The organism is Nannocystis punicea (assembly GCF_026965555.1).
In the GTDB taxonomy this organism is placed as follows: domain Bacteria; phylum Myxococcota_A; class Polyangia; order Nannocystales; family Nannocystaceae; genus Nannocystis; species Nannocystis punicea.
Window position 1 is genome coordinate 580,560 of the sequence record NZ_CP114040.1, and the last position, 11,906, is coordinate 592,465.

Below are 11,906 nucleotides of genomic sequence, written 5' to 3' on the forward strand. Positions count from 1 at the left end.
GGCCGATGCCGCGCAACCATGTTCGAGCGACCTCTGCCGCTGATTCGGCGTATGCCTATTGAAGGTGCGCCCTTATGGGGCATTGAGAGAAAGCCCTGACGTCGCGTCGGCGAGGCACGCGTGCAGCGGTCGAATCGGCCCGCTCGGGGCCCCGGCTCGATGCTCTGAAGATACCGCCGTGCATGCGCCCGGCATGCGCGCCCGGCGTGCGACTTCGACGATGTCGCCCGTACCGTGCGAATGATCGGAGGCGGAATGAGCGTCGGTGACGACGTGGGCCTCGTCGCCGGCGAGCGGGTGAAGCAGTAGAGGACGCGGCGTCCGGATCCGCGAGCTACGGGCGAGGAGGCGGCGACGCGAGCAGATACGCGGGCGGCACGTCCACCATCCGCTTCGTCGCGGGCAGCTCCGTCGAGCCGCCGGAATCGAGGGCGGCCGCGAGGAGCGACGCGAGCGTCCCGTCGATCACCTCGACCTCGTCCGGTGATTGGTGAGAGCGGCGGCGCCGAGCGGGGGTACCGTCGCTTTTCGGACGGACTGGGCTCGAGGGCATCGGTCCGCCCGCGGAGCGAGCATTCACCCTCGCGGAGGGTGGTGCGCGCGACGAAGGTGCCGTCGGGCAGGTCGAGGAATCGCACGGCGTTCTTCTTCCGGCCGTGGGGCAAGAGGAACTCGATCTGCTGGTGCTCTGCGAGCGGGCGGACCCACCACGGACGGGTCGCGGCGAACAGAGTGGCCTCGTCGAGCTCCCGATAGAGACCGATGAAGTCGGCGGGGGTCCGGTTCGAGATGTCCTTGGAGACATGTGAGGCCGGGCCGCGGCGGGAGCAAAGGCGGCGCGCCGCGAGCGGATGTCCGTGAGGACAGGTCCGCCGCGGCGCGCGGGAGGCGGCCCGTGGGGGCCGGGTCAGACGGCTCGGATCAGGCCGGCTTGATCTGGCAGGTGCTGCTGCAGAACGAGCCCTGGGTGCCGTTCTGGGCGCCCTGGTCGCACATCTCGAGCACGCCGTTGCCGTTGGGGCTCTGGACGATGCCGTCGCCGCAGGTGGTCTTGACGCAGGCGTTGCAGGCGTCGGTGTTGACGTTGTTGCCGTCGTCGCAGGCCTCGTTCTGGCCGTTGCCGTTGGGGCTCTGGACGGTGCCGTCGCCGCAGGCGGTCTTGGCGCAGGTGTTGGTGCAGGCGTCGGCGTTCGACTGGTTGCCGTCGTCGCAGACCTCGTTCTGGTTGTTGCCGTTGGGGGTCTGCTTGACGCCGTCGCCGCAGGTGGTCTTCTTGCAGGTGGCGTTGCACGCCTTGGTGTTGTCGTTGTTGGCGCCGTTGTCGCACTGCTCGTTGTAGGGCGCGCCCGGCTGGACGATGCTGTCGCCGCAGGTCGGGGTCTTGCAGGCGTTGCTGCAGGCGTCGTCGTTGACGTTGTTGCCGTCGTCGCACTGCTCCTGGTTCTGCGGCTGCTTGTAGCCGTCGCCGCACTTGGCGGGGACGCAGAAGGCGGTGCAGAGGTCGGTGTTGTCGGCGTTGCCGTCGTCGCAGGTCTCGCCGGCGTTCGGCTGGGTGATGCCGTCGCCGCACTTGGCGGCCTTGCACATGTTGGTGCAGAGGTCGGTGTTGACGTTGTTGCCGTCGTCGCACTCCTCCTGGCCGACCCAGGTCTTGCCGTCGCCGCACTTGGCGGGCACGCAGGTCGACAGGCACGCCTTGCTGTCGCCGTTGTTGAGGCCGTCGTCGCAGGTCTCGTTGTTGCTCGGCTGGATGTAGCCGTCGCCGCACTTCGGGGTCAGGCAGGCGGTGGTGCAGGTGCCGGTGTTGCTGTTGAGGCCGCCGTTGTCGCACTGCTCGCCCGGCTGGATGAAGCCGTCGCCGCACTTGGCCATCTTGCACACGTTGGTGCAGGAGTCGTTGTTGTTCTGGTTGCCGTCGTCGCAGGCCTCGCCGGGGCCGACGAAGCCGTCGCCGCAGAACTGCTTGGTGCAGTTGGCCTTGCAGGTGCCGGTGTTGGAGTTGTTGGCGCCGTCGTCGCACTCCTCGTGGTTCTGCCAGATCAGCCCGTCGCCGCACTTGGCCGCGGTGCACACGAGGGTGCACGCGCCGGCGTTGTTGTTGCCGGGGCCGAGGTCGCACTGCTCGTCGAGGCTGGGCTGGACGATCGCGTCGCCGCACTTCGGCAGGGCGCAGGAGTCGGTGCAGCCGTCGTCCTGGTCGCCGTTCTTGCCGTCGTCGCACTGCTCGCCCGGGTCGATGACCTCGTTGCCGCACTCCTCGAGCTTGCACATCGCGGTGCAGCCGTCGCCGCCCTGGTTGTTGCCGTCGTCGCACTGCTCGGTCGGGCTCTTGTCGCCGTCGCCGCAGGTGTTCAGCTGGCACTGGGCGTTGCACTGCTGGCCCGGGCCGTTGCCCGCGCCGAGGTCACACTCCTCGTCGCCGCTGCCGGTGTTGTGCAGGAGGCCGTCGCCGCACACCCCGGGCTTGCAGGCGAGGGTGCAGTCGCCGGTGTTCGAGTTGTTGACGCCCTGGTCGCACTGCTCGCCGTTGCTGCTCTGGACGAAGTTGTCGCCGCACTTGGCGGCGGTGCAGTTGTTGGTGCACTCGTCGTCGTTGCTCTCGTTGCCGTCGTCGCACTGCTCCTGGGCGGAGATGATGCCGTCGCCGCAGGTGGCGAGCTTGCAGCCGTTGGTGCAGGTGTCGGCGTCGTTCTGGTTGCCGTCGTCGCAGCCCTCGCCGGGGCCGACCTTGCCGTCGCCGCAGAAGGCGGTCTTGCAGTCCGGCTTGCAGGCGTTCATGTCGCCGTTCTCGGCCCCGTTGTCGCACTCCTCGCCGGGGCCGATGTACGTGTCCCCGCAGATGTTGAGCATGCAGCCGAGCTTGCACTCGTTGCCGCCGCCGTTGTTCGGGCCGCTGTCACATTCCTCGCCGGGGTCGAGCACGCCGTCGCCGCAGCCGCCCCCGCCGATGCCCGTGGTCGTGTCGTCGGGCATCGTGTCGCTCGAGTTCGAGTCGGAGATGCCCATGCCGCTGGTGGTCGGCACGCCCGAGTTCGAGTCGGAGATGCCCGCCGTGCCGTCGGTCGCCTCGCTGGCCGACATGCTCACGCCGCCGACCGTCGGCTCGGTCATGCTGCCCGTCGACGTGTCGGTGGCAGAGCCGGAGTTCGACGCGTTGGCGGCGCTGGTGCTGTTGCTGTTGTCGCCGCAGGCCACGAGACCGACGGCGGACAGACAGAGGGGAGCGACGAGCTTCAACAAGAAAGCACGAGAGCGGGACATGCGAGCCTCGATTGGAGACGAGAGATGAAGAAACCAGGTGGTTCGTAGCGACCCGGGAGAAAGACTCACGGGCAGCAGTGGTAGCGACGCGGTGGATCCGTCTGGATCGTCGGAATTACGAAACCGTACCCGAGAACGGGCACGGCGTCGTCACGGAGCAAAAACGCACGCGCACGCCGGCGCGAGGCCGACGCACGCGCGAGGTTTTAATAGCGCGAAGGCGGCGGCGGAGCAGGCGGCGGCGGCGTGTACGGTGCGTAAGGCTGGCCCTTGGGGTCGGGGCCCGAGGGCAGGCGCGGAACGACGACTTGCAGCTCCGACAGCGGCCGGTCGACGCGGCCCAGATCGACGTACGCGCGGTCCTTCATGATGACGAACGGGTGTTCCATGAAGGCGAGACCGCCCTTGCCGTCGTGCTGCACGGCCTGCAGCTTGCCCATGCCGTAGCCCATCGGCCCGCGGCTGTAATAGTGCGCCTGGAGCACGTACGGGAAGGCGGCGGCGTTGCCCGGGATCGTGAAGCATTCAGGGCCGTAACCCGTGGTCACGTCGGCGTACAGCCGTCCACCGGTCGGCAGCTGCTTCTGGCTGAAGAAGGCGTGGCCGCCCTTGCCGTCGTAGATGTGGAAGTCGACGTCGTTGGCGTCGGTCTCCCAGTTGAGGACGAAGCGGAGCGAGGGGCTGCGGTCGGGGGTGACCCCGGCAGCGGCGATCGCCGACTGCGCGGCGGCGTCACCCGGCCGGGCCGTGAGCCAGGCGGCCGCGATCAGGGCGAGGTCCTCCTCGAGGATCTGCTGCACGCCGGCGAAACGCCCGCTCGGGTAGCTGCGGCGGGCGCCGGCGAGCGCGGCCGCGAAGGCCTCGGCGTGCCGGCCGGCCTTGAGCAGCGCAAACGCGTAGAGCCGGTGACTGGCAGGATGGTCGGGACGCTGTGACACGGCCTGCGCATAGGTGTCGATCGCAAGTTGCAGACCGACGTCGCCGAGCGACTCGAGCCGCTCGCCGGCCATGCGCCGGATGTCGGTCCGGCCGGGGAACAGATCGATGAGCGAGCCGTAGGCGCGGGCCGCCAGTGCGCGGTCGCCGACCGCCTCCGCCGCCTCGCCGAGGCCGAGCAGCGCGAGCTCGTCACCAGGGTTGCTGTCGCGCCACTCCCACGCCTTGCTGAGGCCGTTGGCGGCGCGGCCGGCGCGAACCTCGAACATGACGTCGGCGAAACGTCCCTCCCAGGCGTCGGCCTGCTTGGGCTGCTCGAAGGTGGGCTGCGGCATCTGGTTCCACGGCGGCGCCTCGTGGTCGTGGCCGGGGGGGCGATGAGCGGCGCGGGTGGTCGCGGGACGACGCGCGTCCTCGGCGAGGTAGCCCTCGACCTCGCGCATCACCGCGTCGGGGGCGGCTACTTCTTCTTGAGCGGCGGCGATCCGGGAGGGCGGGGCCGGCTCGGCGGGCGGCGGTCCGGGAGGCGGCGGCGGAGCCGCATGCGCGGGGCGGTCGCTCGCCGCTTCATCACGCGGAGGCGACGCGAACGGATCGTTGGGTTGGGGTCCGGCTGCGGCGCCCGGAGCGCCGCCGATGGTCTGCTCGAAAACAGGGCCCCTCTCGAGCTCGAGGTCGTTGCCGCCGCGGTCGCCCTTGGCGCGCATGTCGGCCGGCTTGGGCAGCGGCATCGCCTCGCTCTTGGCCTCGGCGGCCGGCTCGGCGTTGGCCGCGGCGGTGACCGTGGCGGTCGCTTCCTTCTTGTTCTTGCGCTTCTCGTTGCCGAAGAACCAGTCGAGCGGGCCGTCGTCGTCGGCCTCGCCGTCGCGCGCGACCGGTTGCTCGGGGGTGATCGGCTGGTCGACGACGGGCTTGTCGGGCAGGCGCGTGCGGTCGACGACGGCGACGCCGTCCGGTCCGACGGTGAGGATCTCCGCCAACGCGGTGCGATCGATCCCGAACCGCTGGTAGTCCCAGTCGGTCTCGAGCACGAGCAGCGCGGTGTAGTCGGACAGCACGCGGTAGCGCGTCGACAGGCCGATGATCTGCTGCTTGAGATCTTCCTTGGCCTTGGCGTCGCCGGCGGCCTCGTGGCCCATCATCGCGCTCAGGCGATCGATGCTGGCGCGGATCCACGCCCGCTCGAGCAGCGGCCGCGAGCTCTCACCGAGGCTGACCTCGCGGACATCCTCGCCGCGCTCGCCGAGCTCGACGCGCATCGGCTTGTCGACCGGGAGGTCGGCGAACACGAGGAACTGATCGCCGGGCTGCACTGCGCCGAGCGACTGCGGCCACACCCACGTGGCCCCGGGGACATGGACCTTGACGTCGGCCTTGGTCGCCCGCACCAGCCGCGAGGCGACCAGCGGCGCGGGCAGGCGGGCGTCGACGAGGATGCCGGCGTCCTGCAGGCCGGCGGTGGTCAGCTGGCGCAGCGCGGCCTCGTCGCGCAGGCCGCCGTCGACGACCGCGTCGAGGCGACGCACGCCGGCGCGGCCGAGCTCCTGCACGGCGGTGCGCAGGACGTCGCGCTCGATGCCGCCGGCGGTGGCGACGCCGTCGCCGACGAGGATGACGCGGTCATGGACCTTCGACTGAGCCCCGGCCCAGCGCAGCGCGCCGGCGAGGTCGGAGGCGCCGAGGGCCCCGCGCTTCAAGATCGCGTTCTGGGCGTCGGCGCTGAAGCTGCTGGCGTTGCCGGAGAAGACCTGCTCGACGCCCTGGTCGAAGCAGGCGACGGTGAGCGGGAAGTCGACGCCGGCGGCGCCGCGCAGCTCGGCGACCAGCTGGCCGAGGCGCGCGACCTGACCCTTGAAGTCGAGGGCCCGCGAGGCGCTGGTGTCGAACAGCAGGGTGACGCCGGTGACGGGGACCTGCGGCAGCTTGACGTCGGGGGTGATGCGGGCGACTGCGAGGCGGTCGTAGCGGAGGCCGACCTCGGGGGCGCGCCGGCTGGTGGCGAGCTCGAGGTCCTGCTGCGGCATGAAGTTGGTCTCGTGGATCCGGGTCTTCTCGCGGACGCCGCCGCCCTTCGGCACGACGACCTCGACGTCGAGGTCCTGCAGCTGCGGCAGGCCGCGCAGGTAGACGCGGTACGGCTCGCTGCTCGAGGTCAGCTCCTCGGAGTACGAGACGATGATCTCCTTGACGCCACGCGCGGGGATCGGGAACACGCGCGCGCTGAAGCGGTTGCCGGCGCTCTTCTCGAGCAGGGCCGGGTCTTGCCGGCGGTGGAGGAAGTCCTCGTAGGCCTGACGCGCGGCCTGCAGCTCGACGACCTCGGCCTCCTGCCAGCGACCGTCGATCAGCATCGCGAACCGCGAGATCGCCGAGTTGGGCGGGAGGTTGATCTCGAAGCGGCCCTCGATCACGCGGTCGTTGGGGTTCTGGAACGCGAGGTGGAGCTCGGTGAAGGCGAGCGGGTCCTCGACGACGGCGCGGCTCTTGACGCTGAGGAGCTTGAGGCCGGTGCCGTCCTGGGTGGTGAGCGAGAAGGGGGCGACGCCGGCGCTCGGCTGGGGGTCGGGGGCGCGCCACTCGAGCTTGCACTCACCGGTCGACTGCGGCTGCGAGGAGGAGGTGGAGTCCGAAGGGCCCTGGCGGCCGGTGCAGGCGACGAGGCCGGCGAGGCCGAGGCAGACGACGAGCGGGATGTGGCGGCGCATGATCTCTCCGGTGTTGACGAGGGTATCGTTCGCCCGCCTGCAACGCGATCGCCGGCGGCGCGGGTCTTCCCGCGCATGTGGCCGAGACCGGCGTACGCGGCGGCGATGAATGCCGTTCTCGCGGCGAAGGTCCGGCGCGCGCCGGACCGCGACCGCCGCTTACAGGGCCCTTCGGGCAGATCGCTCACGCGGGCCCGCGAGCGGGCGCACGCGCGCGACTGCTTGCCACGGGCGGATCCGGCGCTCACCCTTCGCGCGCATGTCGTCCCGCCCGCTTCTCCCCGAGTCCTCGCTCGCGCCGCACGTCAGCGAGAAGATCCAGAGCTATCACCGCAACGTCGTCGACGCCATCGTCGCCGCGATCGCCCGCGACCCGGTGGTGGTCGTCGGCATGGCCCAGAACCCGTTCGTGAAGAAGGCCCGTCGGGCGCTCGAGGCCGCAGGCGTGCCGTTCACGTACCTCGAGTACGGCAGCTATCTGAGTCAGTGGAAGGAGCGGCTGGCGATCAAGCTGTGGTCCGGCTGGCCGACCTTCCCGCAGGTGTTCGTGCGCGGCACGCTGATCGGCGGCTTCACGGACGTCGAGCGCATGCTCGCCGACGGCAGCCTGCAGAAGATGCAAGGCCCCACGCACTGACACGAATTTCGTCGGTCGTAACCGCGCCCGTCAGCGCGGCTACACACGCAGATCGCGGGGCCGTCGGCCCCCGCGGCGTCGCTGCCAGTCCATCGGGGAACGCCCACGGTTGACATCGCCGGCTGCTGCCGGGACATTGCGTCCGTATGGCTCAGCGACGACGAGCGCTTTGGTGGCGGTCTGTGGGGGCCTGGCCCTTGGGACTGATCCTGTCGGCCGGGTGTTACTCGGGGATGTCGGGGCAACAGTCCGACGGCGATCCCACCGAGGGGAGCGGCGGTCCCGGTGCCGCGACCGAGGGCGGTGGCAACAGCGACTCGACCCCGACGACCAACGATCAACCGACCGACGGCGGCCCCGACTCGGACACCGACACCGGCGGGACCGAGCTCCCCGAGCTGCCGGAGTCGTCGCGGGTGCCGCGGCTGTCGCATCGCCAGTGGGAGAACTCGATCCGCGACCTGCTCCTGCTCGACCAGACCACCGGCAAGTCGTCGCTGTTCATCGGCGACCCGATCAGCGGCGGCTACGACAACAACAGCGAGAAGCTGGTGGTGTCGGCGACGCTGTGGACCGACTACCAGCGCGCGGCCGAAGAGATCGCCGAGCAGGTGATCAATGACGCCGAGCTGGTGGCGCTGCTGGTGCCGGCCGACGGCGACAGCGACGCGCGCGGCCGCGGGTTCGTCGAGTCGTTCGGTCCGCGGGCGTATCGCCGCCCGCTGACGGCCGAGGAGATCGATCGCCACATGCAGGTGTTCCAGGAGGGCCTGGCGCTCGGCGGGGCCGACCCGGTGCTCGAGGGCGTGCGCGTGGTCCTGCAGACGTTCCTGCAGTCGCCGTACTTCCTGTACCGCGTCGAGGTCAGCGACGTGGCCGACGGCGACGGCAACATCCCGCTGAACAGCTACGAGGTCGCGTCCAAGCTGTCGTACATGCTGTGGGACACGATGCCCGACGAGGAGCTGTTCGACGCCGCGAAGAGCGGCGGGCTCGACTCGGTCGCCGGCATCGAGGCCCAGGCCGCGCGCATGCTCGACGACCAGCGTGCCCACGACATGGTGGCGTCGTTCCACTTCCAGACGCTCAAGGTCGACAGCTACAGCAAGATCAACAAGAGCGCCGACAAGTTCCCCGAGTTCGCCGAGTCGATGCGCGACATGATGGTCCAGGAGACCATGATGTTCGTCGACGACGTGGTGTTCTCGCACGAGCTCGGCGACCTGGCGACGCTGCTGTCGGCGCCGTACAGCTTCGTCAACTCGACGCTGGCGCCGCTGTACGGGGCACAGGGCAACTTCACCGACCAGCACGTCAAGACCGACCTCGACCCCAGCCAGCGCGCCGGCGTGCTGACGCAGCTCGGGTTCCTGGCGGCCAACGCGAGCTCGACCCAGAACGACCCGATCCACCGCGGCGTGTTCCTCAACCTGCAGATCCTGTGCACCGGGCTGCCGCCGCCGCCCAACAACGTGCCGCCGCCGCCGCCGGCGATGGAGGGCGAGTCGCTGCGCGAGCTCATCGACCGTCACACCGGCATCGGCACCTGCGGCGAGGCGTGTCACGGCTACCTCATCAACCCGCTCGGGTTCGCGATGGAGCAGTACGACCCGCTCGGCCGCTGGCAGACGATGGACGCCGGCAAGCCGGTCGACGCCACGGGCTCGTTCAACTTCGTGCAGGGCAAGCAGAGCTTCGACGGCGGCGTCCAGCTGGCGCAGATCATCGCCGGCAGCGACGAGGCCCACCGCTGCTACGTGTCGCACCTGCTCGAGTACGGCTACGGCCGCGTGCCGAAGCTGCAGGACAACGCCGAGATCAAGCGCCTCGCCGAGGGCTCGCGCGACGGCATGTACTCGATCAAGGAGCTCATCGTCGAGCTGACGACGAGCGACGCGTTCCGCTTCCGCGCCCCGGTGAAGGAGTAAGCCATGCGACTTCCCAGCAACCTGTCCCGACGCGCCTTCATCACCGGCATCGGCGGCGCCACCGTCGCGTTGCCGTTCCTCCCGAGCCTCCTCCCGCGCGACGTCAAGGCGGCCACCGACCGCCCGCGCTACTGCGTCTACGTGCGCCAGGCCAACGGCTGCGCCCAGGCCGACAACGGCGAGCCGGAGCGCTTCTGGCCCAACGAGCTCGGCGCGGTCACCACCGAGAGCCTGTCGACCGTCGACGCCGAGCGGGCCGTCAACGAGCTGGCCGACTACGCCGACAAGCTGCTGCTCGTCCGCGGCACCCGCTTCGGCTTCCCGGGCAACGGCTGCGGCCACTCCGGCGGCGGCAACCAGTGCCTCACCGCGGCCAAGGTGTCCGACGACCCGTCGGGCAACCTGTCGCTGTCGATGGGCGAGTCGGTCGACAACCGCATCGCCCGCGAGCTCAACCCGGCCTCGAACCCCGACCCGCTGACGCTCTACGCGGGCCGCATGGCCGGCTACATCAACGAGGTGCTCAGCTACCGCGGGCCCAAGGACCTGCGCGCGGCCGACCGCAACCCGTGGAGCGTGTACACCAAGATCGTCGGCATCACGGCGCTGCCGCAAGAAGTGGCGATGAAGATCAAGGCCCGCCGCACCAGCGTCAACGACCTGGTCCGCGAGCAGATGCAGGCGCTCATGTCCAAGCAGGACATGAGCAAGCAGGACCGCGACCGCCTGCAGATCCACTTCGACGCGATCCGCGACCTCGAGATCGAGCTGCTGTGCGAGCTGCCGAGCGACGCCGACATCATGGAGATGGAGGCGCAGCAGGACTACGACGGCGCCGACGAGCTGATCCAGACGATCACGCGCCTGCAGATGAACCTGATCGCGTTCGCGTTCTCGTGCGACTACACGCGCGCGGCGACGCTGCAGATCGGCGACGGCAACGACGGCACGCAGTACTGGATCGACGGCGTCCAGCTGCCCCGCTTCCACCAGATCTCCCACCGCATCTACGCCGACGGCTCGGAGGGCGACCCGATCCCCGACGCGCAGTCGAAGCACCACGTGATCGACCGCGAGCACGCCAAGCTGTTCAAGCACCTGCTCGACCGCCTGTCCGCGCTCCAGACCGACGTCGGCACGCTGCTCGACGACACGGTGGCGATCTGGTGTAACGACCTCGGCGCCGGCGTCAGCCACACCTACAACAACATCCCGTGGGTGTGCGCCGGCAGCTGCGGCGGCTACCTCAAGACCGGCCAGTACCTCGACGCCGGCGGCGTGACCCACAACCAGTTCCACAACACGATCCTCAGCGCGGTCACCGGCGAGCTGGTCGAAGACTTCGGCGACCCCGAGCTCGAGCCCGGCGTCATCGACGCGATGATCGCGTGAGCGGAGCGCCGCCCGGCGCGAGAGACCTGCGAGGCTCGCCTCGCAGGTCTCTTCGTTCGTGTGCATTCATGGACATGTCCCTTGGGGCATGTTCATGAGGTCATCTATCAATCGCACCTGTAGCGCGGCCGCGGCGCGGCGCTGAAGCCGACGTGCCACCGGTGGCCCGGCCTGGCTTCGAGGCGCTTCTGGACGTTGTCGTCGCTGTGGAGCATCTGGACGGTGTAGCTGCCGGGCGGCAGGCCGCGGAAGTGATAGCGGCCGTCGGTGGTCATCACCTCGCGCTGCCCGGCGAGGCAGTCGCACCGGATGAGGATCAGCGCGCCGGTGATCGGCTCGCGCGTCTCGGCGTGGAGGACGTGGCCGCGGATCTCCACGTCGATGCGGGAGGGGTCGACGGCCTCGACGCCGTCGGCGAGGGCGACGTACGGCGCGCACGCGGCGAGCTGCAGCACGACGGCGAGGCTTCGGTCCACGGTTCGAGGATGCCGCCGACGGGCCTGGCGGGGCCGTCAGGTCCGCTTTCGGTCCGATGGGCGAAAACGCCCGTCACTCGCCGCGGCGCGGGAGGCCGAGGCGGCGGTGCTCGGCGAGGGTGCAGCGATCTTCGACGACGTCGACCCCGGCGTCGCGGAGGGTGCGCGCGAATTCGGCGTGGCGGATGCCGAGCTGCAGCCAGACGAGGCGGGGCTTCACGGCCAGGATCTCGGGGACATGGCCCAAGAGGAACTCGGGCCGGCGGAACACGTCGACCATGTCGAGCTCGCCGGGGGCGACCTGGAGGTCGGTCAGCGCGGCGACGCAGGGCTCGCCCCACATGCGACGCCCGGCGAACACTGGATTGACGGCGCGTACGGTGTAGCCGACCTCGTTCAGGTAGTCGGGGACGTAGCACGCGGGCTTGTTGGGGTCGGTGTGCGCGCCGAGGACGGCGACGGTGCGCGTGCGCGCCAGGATCTCGCGCAGCTCGGAGTCGGTGGGCGAAGACACGCAGTCAGGGTGCCACGGTCGGGCCGTGTGGGCGAGGTCCAGTTCGCCGGGGGGCAG

8 protein-coding genes are annotated in these 11,906 nt (G+C 70.1%); 3 read left to right on the forward strand and 5 right to left on the reverse strand.

Annotated features, from left to right (window positions below; genetic code table 11):
- Positions 1–334 precede the first annotated feature (334 nt).
- The 3 genes from O0S08_RS02145 to O0S08_RS02155 all read right to left on the reverse strand — a co-directional run bounded on the left by O0S08_RS02145 (position 335) and on the right by O0S08_RS02155 (position 6,902).
- Positions 335–469 carry a hypothetical protein gene (locus tag O0S08_RS02145; protein WP_269037271.1) on the reverse strand — a complete coding sequence of 45 codons (135 nt, stop codon included), beginning with the start codon at positions 467–469 and terminating at the stop codon, positions 335–337.
- A gap of 452 nt (positions 470–921) precedes the next feature.
- Positions 922–3,261: a DUF4215 domain-containing protein gene (locus O0S08_RS02150; RefSeq protein ID WP_269037272.1), complete on the reverse strand. Its 2,340-nt coding sequence runs from the start codon at positions 3,259–3,261 to the stop codon at positions 922–924.
- 206 nt (positions 3,262–3,467) lie between these two features.
- The gene (locus tag O0S08_RS02155; RefSeq protein ID WP_269037273.1) at positions 3,468–6,902 is read right to left on the reverse strand and encodes a VIT domain-containing protein; all 3,435 of its coding nucleotides are present in this window, start codon (positions 6,900–6,902) and stop codon (positions 3,468–3,470) included.
- Positions 6,903–7,161: 259 nt separating this feature from the next.
- On the opposite strand from O0S08_RS02155, the gene O0S08_RS02160 reads away from it, so the two are divergent.
- From O0S08_RS02160 to O0S08_RS02170, 3 genes are all read left to right on the forward strand, one after another.
- Positions 7,162–7,539: a glutaredoxin domain-containing protein gene (locus tag O0S08_RS02160; protein ID WP_269037274.1), complete on the forward strand. Its 378-nt coding sequence runs from the start codon at positions 7,162–7,164 to the stop codon at positions 7,537–7,539.
- Positions 7,540–7,736: 197 nt separating this feature from the next.
- Positions 7,737–9,467 (forward strand): DUF1592 domain-containing protein, encoded by a 1,731-nt coding sequence (locus O0S08_RS02165; RefSeq protein ID WP_269037275.1) that lies wholly within the window; start codon positions 7,737–7,739, stop codon positions 9,465–9,467.
- A 3-nt stretch (positions 9,468–9,470) separates the two neighbouring features.
- The gene (locus O0S08_RS02170) at positions 9,471–10,859 is read left to right on the forward strand and encodes a DUF1552 domain-containing protein (RefSeq protein WP_269037276.1); all 1,389 of its coding nucleotides are present in this window, start codon (positions 9,471–9,473) and stop codon (positions 10,857–10,859) included.
- 107 nt (positions 10,860–10,966) lie between these two features.
- Here O0S08_RS02170 and O0S08_RS02175 read toward each other — a convergent pair whose 3' ends face one another.
- The gene (locus tag O0S08_RS02175) at positions 10,967–11,335 is read right to left on the reverse strand and encodes a carboxypeptidase-like regulatory domain-containing protein (RefSeq protein ID WP_269037277.1); all 369 of its coding nucleotides are present in this window, start codon (positions 11,333–11,335) and stop codon (positions 10,967–10,969) included.
- A 73-nt stretch (positions 11,336–11,408) separates the two neighbouring features.
- Positions 11,409–11,849, reverse strand: a complete 441-nt coding sequence (locus O0S08_RS02180) for a CoA-binding protein (protein ID WP_269037278.1) — start codon at positions 11,847–11,849, stop codon at positions 11,409–11,411.
- Positions 11,850–11,906 lie beyond the last annotated feature (57 nt).

Coding starts and splice junctions, on each gene's coding strand:
- O0S08_RS02170 (WP_269037276.1), top strand. CDS start 9,471: ATGCGACTTCCCAGCAACCTGTCCCGACGCGCCTTCATCACCGGCATC.
- O0S08_RS02155 (WP_269037273.1), bottom strand. CDS start 6,902: ATGCGCCGCCACATCCCGCTCGTCGTCTGCCTCGGCCTCGCCGGCCTC.
- O0S08_RS02160 (WP_269037274.1), top strand. CDS start 7,162: ATGTCGTCCCGCCCGCTTCTCCCCGAGTCCTCGCTCGCGCCGCACGTC.
- O0S08_RS02150 (WP_269037272.1), bottom strand. CDS start 3,261: ATGTCCCGCTCTCGTGCTTTCTTGTTGAAGCTCGTCGCTCCCCTCTGT.